Here is a 19,581-nt window from a genome sequence, read left to right on the forward strand (position 1 = left end):
CCATGAGCACCCCACTGCCCTACTCCCCCGAACGCCTGGCCCAATGCGCGGACGAGATCATCGTCAACGTGCGCGAGCTGGCCGAACGCGGCTGGACGCCCGCGACCAGCAGCAATTTCTCGCGCCGCATCGACGATGCCCACGTCGCCATCACGGTCTCCGGCCGCGACAAGGGCCGCCTGACCGGGCCCGACATCATGGTCGTAGACCTGGACGGCCAGCCCGTCGCCACCAGCCAGAAGTCCTCCGCCGAGACGCTGCTGCACACGCAGTTGTACAAGCGCTATCCGGAGATCGGCTGCGTCCTGCACACGCACTCGCTGACCCAGACCGTCGCCTCGCGGCTGTACGCCGGCTCCGGCCATGTCCACCTGGAAGGCTACGAGCTCCTGAAAGCCTTCGCCGGCAACACCACCCACGAAACGAGCGTCGACCTCCCGGTCCTGCCCAACAGCCAGGACATGCACACGCTGGCCGCGCAGGTGGACTGCCTGCTCGACCAGCAGTGCATGTGGGGCTACCTGATCGACGGCCACGGCCTGTACGCCTGGGGCCGCGACATGGCCGAGGCCCGGCGCCACCTGGAAGCATTCGAATTCCTGCTCGGATGCGAGCTGGAATTGAGGAGGTTGCAACGATGAGCCGATTGCGCATTTTTTCCGAGAACGAACCCGGCACGCCGCAGCTGAGCTCGTCCGACCGCGCGCAGATCGCGAACGAACTGCAGCGCATCGGCGTCATCTTCGAACAATGGCAGGCCAGCGCGCCCGTCGCACCGGGCGACGCGCCCGAGAAGATCATGGAGGCCTATCGCGCCGACATCGATCGCCTGATCGCGGAACGCGGCTTCAAGACCGTCGACGTGGTCAGCATCGCGCCGGACAACCCGCAGCGCGAGGCGATGCGCACCAAGTTCCTCGACGAGCACTTCCACAAGGAGGACGAAGTCCGTTTCTTCGTCGCCGGGTCGGGGCTGTTCACGCTGCACGTCGAGGACAAGGTCTACGAGATCAAGTGCGAGCAGGGCGACCTGATCGGCGTTCCCGACAGCACCAAGCACTGGTTCGACATGGGCCCGGAGCCGAGCTTCGTCGCGATCCGCTTCTTCACCGAGCCGGACGGCTGGGTCGGACATTTCACCGGTACCGACATCGCCCAGCGCTTCCCTCGCTACGAGAAGGGCCAGGCGGGCTGACTCTGCCCCGCCAACACCCCACCATTCCCGCGTCCGACTGGACTCCCTTCGGTCGAATGCGGGAATGAAGTGCCTTGAGAGCTCGCTGGTTTGCCCGTGTGGGCATAACGAGCATCACGTCTCTGGATTCCCGCTTCCGCGGGAATGAACATCAACACAGCAAGAACGAGCGCCGCCCCATGCCCATCCGCGCCATCCTCACCGACATCGAAGGCACCACCAGCAGCATCTCGTTCGTCAAGGACGTGCTGTTCCCGTACGCGCGCCGCGCCCTGCCCGGCTTCGTCGCCACGCGCGGCAAGGAACCGGCGGTGCGCAAATGGCTCGATACGGTCGCGACCGAAAACGGCGGCATGTGCGAGGACGGCATGGTCGTCGAGGTCCTGCAGGGCTGGATCGACGAGGACCGCAAGCACACGGCGCTGAAGGCGCTGCAGGGCATGATCTGGGCCGATGGCTACCGCAGCGCGGACTTCACCGCCCACATCTATCCTGATGCGGCCGACGCGCTGAAAAGCTGGCACGCGGATGGCACGCCGCTGTACGTCTACTCCTCCGGCAGCGTCCCGGCGCAGCGCCTGTTCTTCGGCCACAGCGATGCCGGCGACCTGACGCCGATGTTCTCGGGCTGGTTCGACACCGAGATGGGCGGCAAGCGCGAGGCGGACAGCTACCGCAACATCGTCGCGGCGATGGGCCTTCCGGCCGGCGATATCCTGTTTCTCTCGGATGTCGTCGAGGAACTCGACGCCGCACGCGAAGCGGGCCTGCAGACGGCGCTGATCGACCGCCTCGAGGACTACCCGAAGCCGCGCACCGGCGAAGCCACGCACGGCCACACGCGCGTGGAAACCTTCGACCGCATCCAGTTCGACTGAAGCCAGGCTCCGCGGCGCTCAGCCGTGGAGCTTCTCGCCTCGCGCCAGCATCTCGACGAACTTCGCCGCCTTCGCCACGCGCGATTCCGGCTTCTTCAGCGTGTGCACGCGCCAGCAGTAGGCGTAGCGGTTGGTCTTGTCGAGCTGTTCGAAAAAGCGGCGCGCCTTCGCGTTCTTCGCCAGCGCGGCCTCCAGTTCCGGCGGCACCTCCATCCCGCTCGCCGCATGGTAGGCCGCCTGCCAGCGTCCGTCGGCCCTGGCTGCCTCAACCTCCTGCAAACCGGCCGGCTGCATGCGCCCGGCGGCGATCAGCTTCTCGACCTTGCCGACGTTGATCTTCGACCACAGGCTCTTCGGCCGCCGTGGCGTGAAGCGCTGCAGGAAGTATTGCTCGTCGCAGGCACGCTTGAGTCCGTCGATCCAGCCATGGCACAGCGCCACGTCCAGCGCTTCGGCATAGGTCACCGACACCACGCCCTGGTCCTTCTTGGCGATCTTCAGCCATAGCCCGGGCTCGCCGCCGTGCGTACCCAGCCACTTCTCCCACGCAGCCGCGTTGCGGAACAGCCTGATCGGAAGATCGGTGGGAAGCGTGGCCGTCATCGCGTCACTCCGGTGCTTCTTCGAGGCGGTAGTTCGTCTGTGCGCGCTGTTCGCCCTGCCAGCGGTCGAACGCGCGGACCTCGATGCGGTGCTCGCCAACCCCCAGATCCGTCGGCAACGTGCCGCGCCACAGGTGGGTGGATGGGTCGGCCTCCGGCGAACGGTCGTATCCGCGCAGTGTCGCGCTGCTCTCGTCTGCGACGTTCTCGGCCACGAGCCGCGGATCCGGCTGGTCGACGCGCTTCATCGCCTTCCACTCACCGCCATCGATGCGGTACTCGACGCGCGAGTCGGCCTCGCCCATGTAGACGTTGGCATACACCGCGAAGGCCGGCCAGGCACCGCGGCGCAACACCTTCGGCGCATGCAATCCGATCGCTTCGCCGGCCGGCGCGCGTGCCACCTGGTAACGCAGCGTGTAATCGCCTTTCGCGTCGAACGTCAGCCATGCGTAGCCGTTCGGCGTGCCATCGCTCATCGTCGTGTCGGGAATGCCCTGCGCGTCCTTCACGCCAGACCAGAACGCGCCACACGCGGCACCGGCGTTGTACTCGTGCAGCGGTTGCGTGCCGTGCCAGCCGGTGTCGGCGCCGTGGCGATAATGCCGCTGGTTGTGGGTATGGGCACTGAGCAGCAGCACGCGGCTGTGGTCCTCGAGCAGCGCGAACAGACGCTCGCGGTCAGCACGCCGGAACGTTTCCACGCCGGGCACCGGGTCGAAGAACGGGATGTGCACCGCGATCACCACGCGCCGGTCTTTCGGCAACGTCGCCAGGTACGCCTGCAGGAAGGCGAACTGGTCCTCGCGCAATCCACCGACGTAGGCCGGCTTCCTACCCGGCATGTAGACGACGTCGTCGAGCACGATGAAGCTGGCCTGCGCCTCTTCCCACGCATAGCTGTCCGGTCCGAACACATTGCGGAAGCCGAGCAGCGAATCCTCGTCGCGGGTGGCGTCGAAATCGAGGTCGTGGTTGCCGGGCACGTGCAGCCACGGCACGCCGAGGCGCGCAGTGACCCGGTTCATCTCGGGATACAGCGACAGGTCGTCGTTGACGATGTCGCCCAGGCTCAGGCCCAACTGCGCGTCGTGATGGCCTACCAGCGGCGCGACGATGTCGCGCTCGTAGTAGCCGACGTCGGTGCGGGTCTTGGGCTGCGGGTCGCCGAACACCAGCATCTTCAAGCCGCCGTCGCGGCGAGGCTGCGGCTTCAGCGCGAAGTCGAAGGCCGAGGTGGCATCGACCGCGCCGGTGGACGCGATGCCTCCGTAACGAACCTTCGCAGAACCTTCCGGAAAGACGTGCGCCCAGAATCGCGGCAGGCCATTGTCGCCGGTGGCCGCCGCATAACCTGACGGCTTGATCACGAACAGCGTGCTGCCGTCGCGATACGGCAGGCGGTAACGGCCCTGCGCGTCGGTGATGGCGAGATCGCGTCCATTGGAGACTTTGATGCCCGCAATACCGCGTTCGCGCTGGTCGCGCCGGCCATTGCCGTTATCGTCGCGAAAGACCGACCCCGCCAGCGGGGCATCCGCTGGGGCATCGATCGCGAGAGTCGCGCCGGACAGGCACAGCAGCAGGCATCCAAGCAACAAACGCATGGCGGGCTTCTCCGGCCACAGGCAGACCGGAGGATTATCTGCGGTGCGGATGGCCTTGCGAAGGCCTGCACCTCGTCATCGTCAGCCGCGATGGCGCTGGGCCAACAAGGCCTCCAGGTCGTGCAGGCCCAGGCCCCGCGAGCGCAGCAGCACCAGCAGGTGGTACAGCAGGTCGCCCGCCTCGCCGAGCAGTTCGGCATCGTCCTGCGACACCGCCGCCAGCGCCGTCTCCACGCCTTCCTCACCGACCTTTTGTGCGATGCGGCGGATGCCGCCTTCGAACAAGGTCGTCGTATAGCTGCCGGCGGGCCGCTCGTTTTCGCGCCGCGCGATCAGCGCATCGAGTTCGGCGACGAAGCCCGAAGGCGCCTGCGCGAAGCAGCTCGCGTTGCCGAGATGGCAGGTCGGGCCGTGCGGTCGCGCCCGCACCAGCAGCGTATCGGCATCGCAATCGGCCTCGATGTTCACGAGTTCGAGCACATTCCCCGAGCTCTCCCCCTTCGTCCACAGCCGCTGCCGGCTGCGGCTGAAGAAGGTGACGCGGCCGCTGTCGAGCGTCGCCTGCAGCGCGGCACGGTTCATGTAGCCGAGCATCAGCACGCGCAGCGTGCGGGAGTCCTGCACGATCGCCGGGATCAGCCCGCCCTGCTTGTCCCACGCCAACGCGTCGATGTCGAGTGCCTGGGCTTCAGTCGTCATCCCGCACCTCGATGCCGCGGGCCTTCAGGTCCCGCTTCAGTTCGCGGATACGCACGACACCGGAATGAAAGACGCTGGCAGCCAACGCCGCGTCGGCATCGGCCTCGCGGAACACCTCGGCGAAGTGCGCTGTTTCGCCAGCGCCGCCCGAAGCCACCAGCGGTACGCGGCAACGCCCGCGCACCGCTTGCAGTTGCACGATGTCGTAGCCGCTTCGAACGCCGTCGCTGCCCATGCAGTTGAGCACGATCTCGCCTGCACCGCGCTGCTGCACCTCGTCGACCCAATCGAGCGTTCGCCTCGACAGAGCGCGTGTGCGCGATGGGTCGCCGGTGTACTGGCGGACCCGCCATTCGCCGTCCTCGTCGCGCAGGCTGTCGATGCCGACCACCACGCACTGCTCGCCGAAGGCGTCAGCCAATTCCGCGATCAGTTCCGGGCGTTCCAGCGCGGGTGTGTTGACCGAGATCTTGTCGGCGCCGGCATGCAGCACGGCGCGTGCGTCCGCGACGCTGCGTATGCCGCCGGCCACGCAGAACGGAATGTCGATGATCCGCGCCACCCGCTCGACCCAGGCGCGATCGACGCTGCGCCCCTCCGGACTGGCGGTGATGTCGTAGAACACCAGTTCATCGGCACCTTCGTCGCGGTAACGCAGCGCGAGTTCCGCGATGTCGCCCATGTCGACGTGGTCGCGGAAACGCACGCCCTTGACCACGCGGCCGTCGCGCACATCCAGGCACGGCACGATTCGCCGGCTCAACATGACACGGCCCCTTCCAGCGCCTGTTCGAGCGTGAAGCGCCCTTCCAGCAGCCCTTTGCCGAGTACCGCGCCGCGGCAACCTGCGGACTGCACGGTGCGGATGTCTTCGACACCGCGGATGCCGCCCGAGGCCTGCACTTCCACCTCCGGCGCCAGCCCCGTCAGTGCGCGGTACAGGTCGGCATTCGGTCCCGTCAGCATGCCGTCGCGGGCGATATCGGTGCACAGCATGTGGCGAAGGCCGGCGTCGGCGAAACCTCGCACCAGCACGCCGAATTGCCGGTCGCTGTCCTGCGTCCATCCGGCAACGGGGAGCCTCCAGATGCCCTGCTCGTCCTGACGCGCATCCAGCGCGACAGTGATGCGTTCGGCACCGAAGTCGCGGATCCAGCCGGCCACGCGCTCCGGATCGCGCACTGCCAACGAGCCGACAACGACGCGGTCCGCCCCGGCCTGCAGGATGGCCTCGACGTCGCTTTCGCCGCGCACGCCACCACCGGTCTGCACGCGCAACGGCGTATCCGCCCGGATCGCAGCCAGCAACGGCGCAAGCGTGTAACCACCGGACCGCGCCGCATCCAGGTCGACGAGGTGCAGCCAGTCCGCACCGGCATCGGCATAGCGCCGCGCCGTGGCGAGCGGCGATTCCGGATAGCGCGTCTCCTGCTCGTAGTCGCCCTGGCGCAACCGCACGACGCGGCCGTCGCGGACGTCGATGGCCGGATAGAGAATGCAGCCGCTCATGCCGCCGCCCCGCGCAGGAAGTTCTCGAGCACGCGCGCCCCGACAGCTGCCGAACGCTCTGGATGGAACTGTGCACCGAGGCACCGGCCTCGGCCCACTACGGCCGCGAACTCGCTGCCATGGGCCGACGAGGCCAGCGTATCCGCGGTCAGCGGAGCCGCGTAGCTGTGCACGAAATACGCATGTGCGCCTTCATCGATACCGTCGAGGAGCGCACTGTCGCTCCGGCGGCTCAAGCGGTTCCATCCCATGTGGGGCACGCGGATGCCCTGCGATGCCGGCATGCGCCGGACGCGCCCCGGCAGCAGGCCAAGACATTCGACATCGCCCTCTTCCGACGACTCGAACAGCAACTGCATGCCCAGGCAGATGCCGAGCAGGGGTTGTTCGAGGGCTCGGATGAGATCGACCAGGCCGAGTTCCCGCAATCGCGCCATGGCCGGTGCAGCAGCACCGACCCCCGGAAGGATCACGCGATCCGCACGGGAAATGGTGTCCGCGTCCGCGCTCAGTACGGCGCTCGCGCCCAGTCGCTCCAGGGCGTAGCGCACCGAGCCGATGTTGGCGCCACCGGAATCGATCAGCACCACGTCCATCACAGCACTCCCTTGGTGCTGGGCAATTCGCTGCCCTCGCGCCGGATCGCCTGGCGCAGCGCACGCGCGACCGCCTTGAAGCAGGCCTCGACCTTGTGATGGTCGTTGTCGCCGTCGACCTTCAGGTTGAGGTTCAGACCCGCGCCCTCGCACAGCGAGCGGAAAAAGTGCGGAACCAGTTCGGTCGGCATCTCGCCGACGCGCTCGCGTGCGAAGCTGCCGGCGAACACGAAGTACGGCCGGCCGGAAAAATCCAGCGCAGCCGATGCCAGCGACTCGTCCATCGGCAACGTGAAGCCATAGCGCCCGATGCCGCGCTTGTCGCCCAGCGCTTCGCGCAATGCCTGGCCCAAGGCCAGCGCACTGTCCTCGACGGTGTGATGCTCGTCGATGTGCAGGTCGCCATCGCACTGCAGGTCCAGCGCGAAGCCGCCGTGCTTGCCGACCTGCTCCAGCATGTGGTCGAAGAACCCTATCCCGGTGCTGACCGTCGGCTCGGCAGCGCGATCCAGATCCACCTGCACGCGGACCCTCGTCTCACGCGTGTTTCGTTCGACCTTCGCAACGCGCGACTGCACCGCCAATGCATGCGCGATGCCCGCCCAATCCCATTCACCACCGTCGAAGCGGCCGTTGCGCAGACGGAAGCCGCGGATACCGAGGTTGCGTGCAAACGCAATGTCAGTCTCGCGGTCGCCCACCATGGCCGAGCGCGACCAGTCGATGCCACGGTCCTGCAGGTACGGCAGCACCAGGCCGATACCCGGCTTGCGTGTCGGCACGTTGTCGGCCGGCCGACTGCGGTCGATCAGCACCTCGCGGAACGCGATGCCCTGGCTGGCGAACACCTGCATCATCAGGCCGTGCGGGCCGTCGAAGCTTTGCTGCGGATAGGCTTCACTGCCCAAGCCATCCTGGTTGCTGACGATGACGAACTCGTAGCCGGCGTCGCGCAGGCGCAGCATCGCGGGGATGACGCCCTCGACGAAGCGCAGCTTCTCGTAGCGGTCGATCTGGAAGTCCTCCGGCTCCTCGATCAGCGTGCCATCGCGGTCGACGAACAGGATCGGTCGGAGCGTGGCGCCTGGGAGCGAGGTGTTCATGCAGCCTCCCGGCTTCGTGCCAGCACGTCGACCACCACTGCGTTCTGCTCTGGCGTGCCCAGACTGATGCGCAACGCATCGTGCAAGCCTGGCGCGGCGCGCATGTCGCGCACGACGACGCCGGCGCCGAGCAATCGATCGAACGCGCCCTGCGGATCGTCGAAACGCACCAGCAGGAAGTTCGCCTGCGACGGATAGACCCGCCTGACACCGGGCAATGCGCGCAGTTGCCGGTACAACCGGTCGCGCTCGCCGCGCGCGGTGGCGATATGCGATGACGTCTGCACCAGTCCATCGTCAGACAGAGCGCGCAATGCGATGGCCACGCTCGGCCCGGGCAATGGGTAAGGCGCCTGGCAGCGCTGCAGGACGCCGATCAGCGCTTCATCGGCGATCACGCAGCCGACCCGGGCGCCGGCGAGTGCATGCGCCTTGGACAACGTGCGCAGCACGGCGATGTTCGGCTGCGCTTCGATCAGGGACACGGCGGAACCGGCATCCGAATACTCGGCATAGGCCTCGTCCACCACCACCAGTGCCCGCCCCTGCAGACGCCTTGCCAGTCCGGCAATTGCGTCCAACGGCAATGCAGTGCCGGACGGATTACCCGGCGAGCACAGGAACACCAGCTTCGCTTCTGACGCAAGCGCGACTTCGGCGACCGTGTCGAAATCGCAGGCGAACCCATCCTCCGCGTCAACGAGGGAAACCTCGACCACGCGCGTGCCGTGCAGCCGCGCGCAGACGGCATACATGCCGAAGGTCGGCGGGGTCAGCACCACGGCATCCTGCCCAGGGCGGCACAAGGCCCTCACCAGCAGGTCGATCGCCTCATCGCTGCCACGTCCAGCCAGCAGTTGTTCGGCACTGCATCCGTACAGCCGCGCCAGGCGTTCGCGCAGCACCGCAGGTTGCGGATCCGGGTAGCGTCGAACCGTGGTTGCCGAATCGGCGTAGCTGGCCCAAGGCGATTCGTTTGCATTGAGCCAGATGCGCCCGTCCAGCGCCTCGCTTCGCGCAGACCGGTAGCCGGCGAAAGTGCGCAGGTCTTCGCGCACCAACGCGATGATGTCGTCGCTGCTCATGCCGCCACCGCCTGCAGGCGCAGGACCACCGCCTGCCGATGTGCGTGGAGCCCTTCGGCCGAGGCGAGCTCCACTGCGCAAGGCCCGATCGCGGCGATGCCTCGCGGCTCCACTTCCTGCACCGTGATCGCCACCTGGAAGCTGGCCACGGTGAGGCCGCCGATGAAGCGCGCCGCGCCGCTGGTCGGCAACACGTGGTTGGTTCCGCTGCAGTAGTCGCCCAATGCCTCCGGTGCCCAATCGCCGAGGAACACGGAACCTGCCGCCTGCACGCGTGGCAGCCAGGAGCGCGCGTCGCGCAACGCGAGGATCAGGTGCTCGGGCGCGTATCGGTTGCTGATGTCGAGCGCCTGCGCAATCGACCCGACGCGGATCGCACGCGAGCCGGTCAATGCCTGTCGAGCCACGTCGGCGCGCGGCAATGCGTCGAGCTGCGTATCGATTTCTGCCGATACCGCATCGATCAGTACATCGTCGTCGCTGAGCAGGATGACCTGCGAGTCCGGACCGTGCTCGGCCTGCGAGAGCAGGTCCGCGGCGACGAAAGCAGGATTCGCACCGGAATCGGCGATCACCAGCACTTCGGACGGACCGGCCGGCATGTCGATGGCGGCACCGTCATCGGCCAGCGCGACTTGGCGCTTGGCCTCGGTCACGTAGGCATTGCCCGGTCCGAACAGCTTGTCGCAGCGCGGAATACTGTCTGTGCCGAACGCCATCGCCGCGATCGCCTGCGCGCCGCCGGCCTTGTAGACGCGGGTGATGCCGCAGCGCCGCGCGGCGTACAGCACGGCCGGATCGGCGCTGCCGTCGCGCCTTGGCGGCGTGCACAGCACCACTTCCGCACAGCCCGCCAGCCGTGCCGGCACGCCCAGCATCAACGCCGTCGAAGGCAACGGGGCTGAGCCCGCGGGCACGTAGAGCCCCACCCGCTGGATGGCTCGCAGGATGCGCTCGCAACGCACGCCGGGCGCTGTCTCCAGCGCATAGGCCGAAGTCATGCCGGCTTCGTGGAAGCGGGCGATGCGCTGCGCGGCCTCGTCGATCGCGGCGCGCAGTGCGGGTGTCAGTTCACTTCCGGCGACGGCGAACTCCTCGTCCGTCACCTGCATGCTCTCCAGCGCAATGCCGTCGAAGCGTCGCGTGCAGGCACGCACAGCGTCGTCGCCGTCGCGCTGAACCTCATCCAGGATCGCCGACACCGCGGCGGCCGTGGTGGCCTGCGCGAGCTGCACAGGCCGGCGCAGCGCCTGTTCGCGCTCGCCGGGATCCAGCGCGTTCCAGTCCATCCGAATCAGTGGCGAGCGCTTCATGCGAGCATCCCCTCCACCGGCAACACCATCAACCCGCGCGCACCGGCGCGCTTGAGGTCCTCCAGCCGTTGCCAGGTGAGCGCACCGTGGCAAAGCGCCTGCAGCGCGAGACTGTCCTGCCCGTCGACCTGCATCACCGTCGGTGCTTCCGCATCGGGCAGCAGCGGCAGCAGGTCTGGCAGCACGTTGCGCGACGCCTGGAAGAGCAACAACTTGCTGTGGCGGATGCGCAGCGCGCCATCGAGGCGGCGCAGCAGCAGGTCGGCCAGTTCGCCGCGCACGTCGTCGAACGGCGCCACCGGCCCGGCCAGTACCGCTTCGCTTTCCAGCAACGTCTCCACCGGCTTGAGTTGGTTGGCGGTGAGCGTCGCGCCGCTGGATACGAGGTCGCAGACCGCATCAGCCTGGCCGAGCCGCGGCGCGATCTCGACCGAACCCAACAACACCACCACCTCTGCGGCGATACCCTCGCGCTCCAGCCACTGCGACAACAGCGCCGGGTAACTGGTGGCGATGCGCCTGCCGGCCAGTTGCGACGGCGAGCGCCAGTCGCAACTCTCCGGCACCGCCAGCGCCAGCCGGCAGCCTCCGAAACCCAGCGCGCGCCATTCACGGAAGGACGGCACGCGGCCGTTGCCGCGCCGGTCACCGTCCTGTTCCAGCAATACGTTGCGGCCGACGATACCGAGATCGCACACGCCATCGGCAATCAGGCCCGGGATGTCGTCGTCGCGCACCAGCAGCAGATCGACCGGCAATGTCTCGCCGTAGCAGAACAGGCGGTCGCGGCTCTCGCGCCAGCTCATGCCGCAGGAACTGAGCAGCGCGCGCGCGGGTTCGGCCAGGCGGCCGGATTTCTGGATGGCGATGCGCAGGCGATCACGCGCGGGCGCGGCGGTGGGCGGACTCATGTTGGACGTTGCTCGGAAAGCGGGGCGGACGGGATTCGACGTGCGTGGCCGGCGTTCAGCGCGACCGCTTCGTATGTCGCGCCATCGCCGCCGCATAGCCGCCTGCGCCGCGCTCGAGCGTGCGCGCGACACGCCCGATGGTCGTCACGCTGACCGCGGTGCGTTCATGGATTTCCCGGTACGGAACGCCCTCTGCCAGCAGCGGCACGACGCGCCAGCGGTCGGTCATCGACTCCAGCTCCGCCGGCGTGCACAGGTCCTCCAGGAACGCCTTGATCTGCGCCGTGCTGCGCAAGCCCGCGAAGGCAGCTGCGAGGCTGCCCATCGGGTCTTCTGCGGCATCGACTTCTTGGGCGCGGCGCTTCATGGCAAAGCCGGAGGATCGTTACAATGTATTAATGCGTTAATACACTATAAGAACGGAAGCGACCGCGTCAACCTGGTCCCTGAACGTTGGGAGCCCCTCCCTACGTCTGGGAGTGACGTCCCGGACCAGGGACTGGATCCGGTCGCTCGAGAATCAGGAGCAAAACGCAGGCACGGCGCTGCCTGCCCCGCTCGCACAGGGCAAAAACCCGCCATCGGCGGGCCTTGGCATCGGGGGAATGACCACGGCGCCAGGCGGCGCCGTGGTTGCACCGTCAGGCGGCGCGCGCCGCCGCGAGGACGCGGTTCTCGGCCACCAGGCGCACGGCCGTCGCTACTTCGCCATCGAGGGCGCGGTCGCGATCGAGGAACGGGATCTCGGCACGGATCGCCGCATGCGCGGCCGCCACCGCACGCCCCGGCAGGAACTCACCCGCCGCGGCCAGCTCGGCACGCAGACCCTCGACCTCGTCGAGGAAGGCGTCGTACTCCAGCGTCCCGGGCTGCGGGCCGCCGGCGATCTTCGCCACCAGCGCGGCCGCGTCCGTCCGACTGGCCACACCACGCGCGGCGTTGATCATGCCGCGGCGCAGGTCCAGCGCCTGGGCCGCCGTATACAGCTCCAGCGCCAGCACCTTGCCAAGGTCTTCCGCCATCGCCAGCACATGGCGCGCCTCGTTGGCGCCCATCGAGACATGGTCCTCGGCGTTGGCGCTGGTCGGAATCGAGTACACCGACGCCGGATGCGCGCGGCTGGCCAGGTCGTTGACGATGGCCGCGGCGGTGTACTGCACGATCATGTGGCCGGACTCGGTGGAGTCCTCGTTGCCGATCAGGAAGCCCGGCAGGCCGTCGTTGGTGGCCGGATCGACCAGCTTGTTGAGGCGACGTTCGGAGATGCTCGCCAGCACCGGGATCGCTGCCTTGACGTAGCTCATCACCAGCGCCAGCGGCATGCCGTGGAAGTGGCCGGCGGAGATCACCTGCTGCTCGACGAACTCGGCCTTGGCGTCCGGGAACACGATCGGATTGTCGGTAAGCGCATTGAGCTCGACCTCGAGCACGCGCGCGGCCTGTGCGACCGCATCGCGCACCGCGCCGTGCACCTGCGGAATGCAACGCAGCGAATAGCTGTCCTGCGGCTGGTGCTTCTTGCCGCCGCGGAACGGGCGGAAGCGCGTGTAGAACTTTTCGCGGCCATGACGCTGGGTGAGCGGCACCCAGTCCCAGCCGATATCGAACCGCAGAGCCTGCGATTCAGCCGTATCCCAGCTGCCCGGCTGCCAGGCGCGGAATTTCGGCACCAGGTGGTACGGGATGTCGGAGAGCGTCGAGCCCTGCAGCAGACGGCGCAGGTTGGCCGCGCTCTCGACCTGCCCCGGATGCGGACGCAGTGCGTGCACTTCTTCGGCGAACGCACCCAGGCGGCCGGCGAACGCATCGATGGTCATCGCCGCCGCGAGGTCTGCGGTATCCATCAGGTCCTCGAGCCGCGCCAGCGCCAGCACGCCACAGGCGAGCATCTGCGCTGTGCCGTTGTTCAGCGCGAGGCCTTCCTTGTACGACAGCGTGACCGGCGCCAGGCCGGCGCGCTTGAGCGCCTCACCGCCCGGGATGCGCTCGCCCTGGTAGAACGCTTCGCCACCGCCGAGCAGCACGATCGCCAAGTGCGACAGCGGCGCAAGATCGCCGCTGGCACCGACCGAACCCAGCTGCGGCACCACCGGCACGATACCGGCGTTGAGCATCGCGGCCAGTGCCTGCAGGGTTTCGACGCGGATGCCGGAATGGCCACGCATCAGCGTGTTGATGCGGATGCACAGCATCGCGCGGACGATCTCCGGCGCGAACGCCTCGCCCACGCACACGGCGTGAGTGACGATCAGGTTGCGTTGCAGTTCCTCGTGCAGCTTCTCGCCTGAGGGTTTCGCGCCCGGCAACTGGTCGCGCAGGTGATGCGCGCCAAGCAGGCGGTCGGCATTGCTGCCGAAGCCGGTCGACACGCCGTAGATCGGCTCCTCACGACGCACCTGCTCGGCCAGGAACTCGGCAGCGCGAGCCACCGCGGGGAGTTGTTCGGCGACGAGTTCAACCTGGGCGCCACGGGCCACTGCCACCAGGCCGGCGCGCGTCAGCGAGCGGCCATCGAGACGGACGACATTCTTGTTCATGCGTGCTGATCAGCCTTGCGGCAGTGCCTGGGCCTGCGCGAGTTCGACGCGCAAGGTTTTGGAAAGTTCGGAACGCGCGACCTCGAACTGGTCCTCGCGGCGCAGGTCCTTGACGGTGACGGTGTCCTTGGCGATCTCGTCCTCGCCCAGCACCACCACGAAACGGATGCCGGCGCGGTCCGCGTACTTGAACTGCTTGCCGAGCTTGGAAGGCTCCATCACCACTTCGGTGTTGAAACCGCCATGACGCAGCTCACTGGCCACCGCCAGGCAGTGCGGAAGGTGCGCGGCGTCCATCTGCGTGACCAGCACCTGCACGGTGCTCTGCGCGGTATCCAGCAGGCCGGCCTCGCGCAGCTGCCAGAACAGGCGCGTCAGGCCGATCGAGATGCCGACACCCGGCAGCTTCGACTTGGTGTAGTGGCTGGCCAGGTTCTCGTAGCGGCCGCCCGAGCAGATCGAGCCGATCTGCGGGTAGTCGTTGAGCGTGGTCTCGTAGACGGTGCCGGTGTAGTAATCGAGGCCGCGAGCGATCGAGAAGTTGAGTGCGTAGGCGCTTTCCGGCACGCCGAGGGCGTGCACCAGCTCCAGCACCTCGCGCAGCTCCTGCACGCCTTCGCGCAACACCTCGCTGCCCCCGCCGAGCGCATCAAGCTTGGCGATGGCGTCGGCGTGCGAGGTCGAGCGGACCTTGACGAACTCCAGGATGCGCGCGACGACGTCGTCCGCAAGGCCGAACTCGTCGACCAGCGTGTCGCGCACGTGGCCTTCGCCGCGCTTGTCGAGCTTGTCGACCTCGCGCAGCACCAGCGCCTGCTGCTCGCCGTCGGCAATACCCAGGGCCTCGAAGAAGCCGCGCATCAGTTTGCGGTTGTTGAGCTGGATGGTGAAGGCACCGATGTTCAGCTCGGAGAACACCGCATGGATCACCGCCGGCAGTTCGGCGTCGAAGCGGATCGACAGCGCGTCCTTGCCGATCACGTCGATGTCGCACTGGTAGAACTCGCGGAAGCGGCCACGCTGGGCGCGTTCGCCGCGGTACACGCGCTGCATCTGGTAGCGGCGGAACGGAAACGCCAGCTCGTGCTCGTGCTCGGCGACATAGCGCGCCAGGGGCACGGTCAGGTCGAAGCGCAGCGCAAGCTCGGGCATGCCCTCGCCACTGCCGCCCTCGGTCTTGTTAAGCGCGCCGGTGGACTGGACAAAATAGACCTGTCGCTCGGTCTCGCCGCCGGACTTGGTCAGCAGCACCTCAGACAGCTCCATCACCGGCGTCTCGACCGGCAGGAAACCGAAACGTTCGAAATTGCGGCGAATCGTGTCCAGCAAGCGCTGGAAAGCGATCTGGTCATGGGGCAGCAGCTCCATGACCCCGGGCGGGGTGCGCGGCTTGATCAAGCGGGGCTCCGGTGACGGCGGGCCGCGGCGCAGCCCGGTACAGGTGGGGAAAACCGGCACAGTTTAGCGGCTGCGGCAAGGCAAGTGCCGCGCAGGTGAACGAAATTGCATCAGACCCCTTGCCTCGACCCCACCAGACTCGCTAACATTTGCGGCTCAGCAGTCGGGGTGTAGCTCAGCCTGGTAGAGCGCTACGTTCGGGACGTAGAAGTCGCAGGTTCAAATCCTGTCTCCCCGACCAACTTTCGCGATCGCAAGAACGTGAATCATGCTGAAGACGGAACGCCGGCCACGAGCCGGCGTTTTTCGTTCCGGGCGCATGGTATCCGAACTCCGTCCGGAGCATGATGAGCCCCGCTCCATGGCGCGACACGATGCGATTCGAGCAGATCGAGCACAAAGGCCGCCCGCACCTGCGCCTGACCGCCGACGATGGCGCCAGCGCGGAAGTCAGCCTGCACGGCGCGCACGTGACCTCGTGGCAGCCGACGCCGGGCCGCGAACGCCTGTACCTCAGCCCGAACGCCAGCCACGCTACCGGGACCGCGATCCGCGGTGGCATCCCGGTGGTGTTTCCGCAGTTCGCCGGGCGCGGGCCGATGATCAAACATGGCTTCGCGCGCCTGCTGGACTGGCGGCTCATCAACGCTTCGAATGCGCGGACCGCGATCTTCGAGCTTAACGACGGTCCCGCTACGCACGCATACTGGCCCGCACGATTCTCGGCGCGACTCGGCGTGACGCTCGCACCCGCCACGCTCGAGGTCGATCTCGAAATCGTCAACGAGGGCGATGCCGCCTGGGATTTCACCGCGGCACTGCACACCTATCTGCGCGTGAGCGGCCTGGCCGGCGTGTCGCTGGGCGGCCTCGAGGGCGCGCCCTACTTCGACAGCGCAAACCATGGCTCGCGCGCGCCGGGTGACGGCAAAGTCGTGCATTTCTCAGGCGAACTCGACCGCATCTATCCCGATGCCGCTGGCCCCCTGCTGCTGCGCGGCGCCAACCTCCCGCCGCTCGAGATCACGGCACGTGGTTTCCGCGACACGGTCGTCTGGAATCCTGGCGCCCACCTCGCCGCATCGATCGCAGATCTGGGCGATGGCGAACACGAACACTTCGTCTGCGCCGAATCCGCCACCGTGATCGAACCGGTCACGCTGGCGCCCGGAGAGCGCTGGCGCGGCACGCAGCGCCTGCGGGAGCTTCCCGCGAGCTAGCGCGGCGCAGTCAGGTCCAGAGCTGCGGCTTCTCGATCCAGTAACCCTGCGCGTAGTTGACGCCCATGCTCGCCAGCAGGTCGACCGTGGCCTGATTCTCCACGTATTCGGCGATCGTCTCGATGCCCATGACGTGGCCGATGTGGTTGATGGCCTCCACCATCGCGCAATCGATCGGGTCCTGGTCCATGTGCTTGACGAAGGTGCCGTCGATTTTCAGGTAATCGACCGGCAGGTGCTTCAGATAGGCGAACGAGGACATGCCGCTGCCGAAATCGTCGAGCGCGAAGCGGCATCCCAGCTTCTTGATGTCGCTGATCATCGATTCGGCGTGGGCCAGGTTGGCGATGGCCGCGGTCTCGGTGATCTCGAAGCACACCGAATCGGCGCGCACACCGGAGGATTCGACCTGGGTCCGCACGAACTCGGTGAACGATTCGTCCCCCACCGACGCTCCCGAGAGATTGATGAAGCAGATCTCATCGCCCATATCTTCGCCTGCGAGCTTCTTCATCGCCGCGCCGATCACCCAGCGGTCGATCTCGGGCATCAGGCCGTAGCGCTCGGCCGAGGGTATGAACGTCATCGGCATGACCAGCTTGCCGTTGCTGTCCATCATGCGCAGCAGCGTTTCGAAATGCGCCGACTTCGCCGTCGGCAATTCGACGCTGGCCTGGCGGGCCAGCACGAAACGGTTCTCCTCCAACGCCTGGTGGATGCGGGCGATCCACCCGATCTCGCCGCGCCGGCGCATCCGGCGCTGGTCGTCGTTCTTGTAGACATGGATGCGGTTGCGGCCGCGATCCTTGGCCAGATAGCAGGCGGCGTCGGCCCGCCGCAGCATTTCCTCGCGCCCGACCGCGCCGCCGGTCGCAAGCACCAGTCCGATGCTGACGCCGACATGGAAGGTGTGCTCCTCCCACATGAAGGGGTAATGGGTGATGGCCTGGCGCAGGCTCTCGGCGATGCGCTTGGCGCCATCGGCCGAACAGTTCTCCAGAATCACGCCGAACTCGTCGCCACCCAGCCGGGCCAGCGTGTCGGCCTGGCGAAGGCGCCGGCGGAACACGCCAGCGAGCCGCTTGAGCAACTCATCTCCGGCGACGTGGCCGCCGGTGTCGTTGACCAGCTTGAACTGGTCCAGGTCCATGAAGAGCACGGCCATCTCGCCGTGCGTCACCTCGTTCTGCTTGAGCGCGGCATCGAGGCGGCGCTCGAAGCCGCGTCGGTTGACCAGGCCCGTCAACGGATCGTGCGATGCCTGGTGCGTCATTTCGGCGGCGATGCGGCGCGCCTCTGACACGTCATGGAACACCAGTACCGCGCCGATCACGTCGTCGCGCGCGTTCTTGATCGGCGCAGCGCTGTCCTCGATGGCAAACCGGCCGCCACCACGGCGCTCCAGGATCGAATCCTCTGTGAGTCCCCTCACCACGCCGTCGCGCAGCACGGTCTCCACCGGATTCGGCGGTGGATCGCTGCTGCCCTCCTCGGTCAGCACCAGCACCGTGGGCAGCGACTCTCCGATCGCCTCCTCGTTGCTCCAGCCGGTCATGCGTTCCGCCACCGGGTTGAGGTAGGTGATGCAGCCATGCGTATCGGTCGTGATGACGCCGTCGCCGATCGATTCCAGCGTGACGCGCAGGCGCTCCTTGTCGGCGAACAGTTCGGCTTCGGCCTTGCGCCGTTCGGTCACGTCGCGCATCACCGCCACAAACAGTTCGCCCTCTCCGGTAGTGAGCGCGTTGACGATGACTTCCAGGTGGATGACGGAACCGTCCTTGCGCAATGCCGGCAGGACTGCGTGACCCTTGCCCACCAGTTCCGGCTCGCCGCCCTGCAGGTAGGCCTGGATCTCGCCATCCCGCGCGTCGCGCAGGCGCTCGGTGAGCAGCACCTCGATGTTCGTGCCGATGATCTGCTCTGCGGCGTAACCAAACATCCGCGATGCGGCCCCGTTGAACGAATGGATCGTGCCGTTGGCGTCGAAGGTGATCAGGCCGTCGCCGATGTTGTCGACCACGCTGGACAGCTGCTCGTCCTTCTCGACCAGCCGCTGGTTGGCTTCACGAAGCTCCTGCTCGATGGCCTGCCGGTGGGAGATGTCGCGAACGACGCAGTAGCGGTGTCCATCGCGCGGATAGGTGTTCCACTCGAGCCAGCGGTAGTCGCCGTCCTTGCCCCTCACCAGGTTGCGGAAGCTGCGGGCTTCCTTGTCGTGTTGCAGGATCTCCGACAGCGCCGCCGCTTCCTCACGCTGCGTGGGATGTATGAGGTCGAGGAACGGCCGCGTGGCGAGGTCGTCCGCGCTCCACCCCAGCGTGCGCTGCCAGGCGGGATTGACGCGCTCGAGTCTGCTGATGTCGGACGGCGTCACCGCCAGCATGTCGGGCGACAGCCGGAACAGCACGTCGTTCTGGCGTTCGGTACGGCTTTCGACCGTAACGTCGCGCAACTGGGAGACGAAGAACCTGGGACGCAGCTTGCGATCGCGCGCCAGGCTGACCGTCTGGTAGATGCGTGCCGTGTCCCCGGTCTTGCGCACGAACCGCTTGGCGACGGTGAACGACTCGACGCGCCCGGCGAGCAGATCCTGCAGCCCGATGACGTCGACTTCACTGTCGCCGGGATGGGTAATGCTCTGCAGGTCGAGATCGAGCAGTTCCGCCTCGTCGTAGCCGAGCATGCGGCACGCTGCGGGGTTCGCAGCCAACGCACGCCCATTCAGTCCGGACAGGATGGTGCCCAGCGGCGCGTGCTCGAACGCCTGCTGCATGAGCTCGCGTTTGGTGCGTGGATCGGCGGACATTGCGTCCCTCGGCGCGCAGCTGTGGTTGGAAAGCCGGGACGAAGAAGATCGTCCGCCGCATTGTCGCCATCGGCGACCGGCACGTTAGTGAACGCTTCGCAGCGGATTATCAGGACGTG

18 protein-coding genes and 1 tRNA gene are annotated in these 19,581 nt (G+C 67.3%); 5 read left to right on the plus strand and 14 right to left on the minus strand.

Annotation, left to right across the window (positions count from 1 at the left end):
* The first annotated feature begins 2 nt into the window (after nt 1-2).
* The 3 genes from IU514_RS05455 (at nt 3) to mtnC (ending at nt 2,073) form a co-directional block, all read left to right on the plus strand.
* Nucleotides 3-641 (plus strand): methylthioribulose 1-phosphate dehydratase, encoded by a 639-nt coding sequence (locus IU514_RS05455; protein ID WP_194930093.1) that lies wholly within the window; start codon nt 3-5, stop codon nt 639-641.
* Nucleotides 638-1,195 carry a 1,2-dihydroxy-3-keto-5-methylthiopentene dioxygenase gene (locus IU514_RS05460; protein WP_194930094.1) on the plus strand — a complete coding sequence of 186 codons (558 nt, stop codon included), beginning with the start codon at nt 638-640 and terminating at the stop codon, nt 1,193-1,195. The genes IU514_RS05455 and IU514_RS05460 overlap by 4 nt, the downstream gene beginning before the upstream one ends.
* A 179-nt stretch (nt 1,196-1,374) precedes the next feature.
* Nucleotides 1,375-2,073: an acireductone synthase gene (gene mtnC, locus IU514_RS05465; RefSeq protein WP_194930095.1), complete on the plus strand. Its 699-nt coding sequence runs from the start codon at nt 1,375-1,377 to the stop codon at nt 2,071-2,073.
* A gap of 18 nt (nt 2,074-2,091) precedes the next feature.
* On the opposite strand, the gene IU514_RS05470 is transcribed toward mtnC, so the two are convergent.
* From IU514_RS05470 to hisS, 13 genes are all read right to left on the minus strand, one after another.
* Nucleotides 2,092-2,676 (minus strand): YdeI/OmpD-associated family protein, encoded by a 585-nt coding sequence (locus tag IU514_RS05470; RefSeq protein WP_194930096.1) that lies wholly within the window; start codon nt 2,674-2,676, stop codon nt 2,092-2,094.
* Between the two features lie 4 nt (nt 2,677-2,680).
* The gene (locus IU514_RS05475) at nt 2,681-4,282 is read right to left on the minus strand and encodes a calcineurin-like phosphoesterase C-terminal domain-containing protein (RefSeq protein ID WP_194930097.1); all 1,602 of its coding nucleotides are present in this window, start codon (nt 4,280-4,282) and stop codon (nt 2,681-2,683) included.
* Between the two features lie 81 nt (nt 4,283-4,363).
* Nucleotides 4,364-4,981, minus strand: a complete 618-nt coding sequence (gene hisIE / locus IU514_RS05480) for a bifunctional phosphoribosyl-AMP cyclohydrolase/phosphoribosyl-ATP diphosphatase HisIE (RefSeq protein WP_194930098.1) — start codon at nt 4,979-4,981, stop codon at nt 4,364-4,366.
* The gene (hisF, locus tag IU514_RS05485; protein WP_194930099.1) at nt 4,971-5,747 is read right to left on the minus strand and encodes an imidazole glycerol phosphate synthase subunit HisF; all 777 of its coding nucleotides are present in this window, start codon (nt 5,745-5,747) and stop codon (nt 4,971-4,973) included. Before hisF ends, hisIE begins: the two co-directional genes overlap by 11 nt.
* Nucleotides 5,741-6,490 (minus strand): 1-(5-phosphoribosyl)-5-[(5-phosphoribosylamino)methylideneamino]imidazole-4-carboxamide isomerase, encoded by a 750-nt coding sequence (gene hisA, locus IU514_RS05490; RefSeq protein ID WP_194930100.1) that lies wholly within the window; start codon nt 6,488-6,490, stop codon nt 5,741-5,743. The genes hisF and hisA overlap by 7 nt, the downstream gene beginning before the upstream one ends.
* Nucleotides 6,487-7,086, minus strand: a complete 600-nt coding sequence (gene hisH / locus IU514_RS05495) for an imidazole glycerol phosphate synthase subunit HisH (protein ID WP_194930101.1) — start codon at nt 7,084-7,086, stop codon at nt 6,487-6,489. Before hisH ends, hisA begins: the two co-directional genes overlap by 4 nt.
* Nucleotides 7,086-8,189, minus strand: a complete 1,104-nt coding sequence (gene hisB / locus IU514_RS05500) for a bifunctional histidinol-phosphatase/imidazoleglycerol-phosphate dehydratase HisB (RefSeq protein WP_194930102.1) — start codon at nt 8,187-8,189, stop codon at nt 7,086-7,088. The genes hisH and hisB overlap by 1 nt, the downstream gene beginning before the upstream one ends.
* Nucleotides 8,186-9,274 (minus strand): histidinol-phosphate transaminase, encoded by a 1,089-nt coding sequence (hisC, locus tag IU514_RS05505; RefSeq protein WP_194930103.1) that lies wholly within the window; start codon nt 9,272-9,274, stop codon nt 8,186-8,188. The genes hisB and hisC overlap by 4 nt, the downstream gene beginning before the upstream one ends.
* Complete coding sequence (gene hisD / locus IU514_RS05510) at nt 9,271-10,587, minus strand: histidinol dehydrogenase (protein WP_386760945.1); 1,317 nt, start codon at nt 10,585-10,587, stop codon at nt 9,271-9,273. Before hisD ends, hisC begins: the two co-directional genes overlap by 4 nt.
* Entirely contained in the window at nt 10,584-11,498 is a 915-nt protein-coding gene (gene hisG / locus IU514_RS05515; RefSeq protein WP_194930104.1) for an ATP phosphoribosyltransferase, read from the minus strand. The genes hisD and hisG overlap by 4 nt, the downstream gene beginning before the upstream one ends.
* 55 nt (nt 11,499-11,553) lie before the next feature.
* Nucleotides 11,554-11,823, minus strand: a complete 270-nt coding sequence (locus IU514_RS05520; RefSeq protein WP_386761148.1) for a YerC/YecD family TrpR-related protein — start codon at nt 11,821-11,823, stop codon at nt 11,554-11,556.
* A gap of 316 nt (nt 11,824-12,139) precedes the next feature.
* Entirely contained in the window at nt 12,140-14,035 is a 1,896-nt protein-coding gene (locus tag IU514_RS05525; RefSeq protein WP_194930106.1) for an HAL/PAL/TAL family ammonia-lyase, read from the minus strand.
* 9 nt (nt 14,036-14,044) lie between these two features.
* Nucleotides 14,045-15,433, minus strand: a complete 1,389-nt coding sequence (gene hisS / locus IU514_RS05530) for a histidine--tRNA ligase (RefSeq protein WP_194930107.1) — start codon at nt 15,431-15,433, stop codon at nt 14,045-14,047.
* 164 nt (nt 15,434-15,597) lie between these two features.
* On the opposite strand from hisS, the gene IU514_RS05535 reads away from it, so the two are divergent.
* A tRNA-Pro gene (locus IU514_RS05535) sits at nt 15,598-15,674 on the plus strand.
* 106 nt (nt 15,675-15,780) lie between these two features.
* On the plus strand, nt 15,781-16,653 hold the full coding sequence (locus tag IU514_RS05540) for a D-hexose-6-phosphate mutarotase (RefSeq protein ID WP_194930108.1): 873 nt from the start codon (nt 15,781-15,783) through the stop codon (nt 16,651-16,653).
* A 10-nt stretch (nt 16,654-16,663) separates the two neighbouring features.
* On the opposite strand, the gene IU514_RS05545 is transcribed toward IU514_RS05540, so the two are convergent.
* Nucleotides 16,664-19,462, minus strand: a complete 2,799-nt coding sequence (locus tag IU514_RS05545; protein ID WP_194930109.1) for a PAS domain S-box protein — start codon at nt 19,460-19,462, stop codon at nt 16,664-16,666.
* Between the last annotated feature and the right edge of the window lie 119 nt (nt 19,463-19,581).

It is taken from the genome of Lysobacter niastensis, from assembly GCF_015453285.1.
GTDB lineage: Bacteria > Pseudomonadota > Gammaproteobacteria > Xanthomonadales > Xanthomonadaceae > Lysobacter_J > Lysobacter_J niastensis.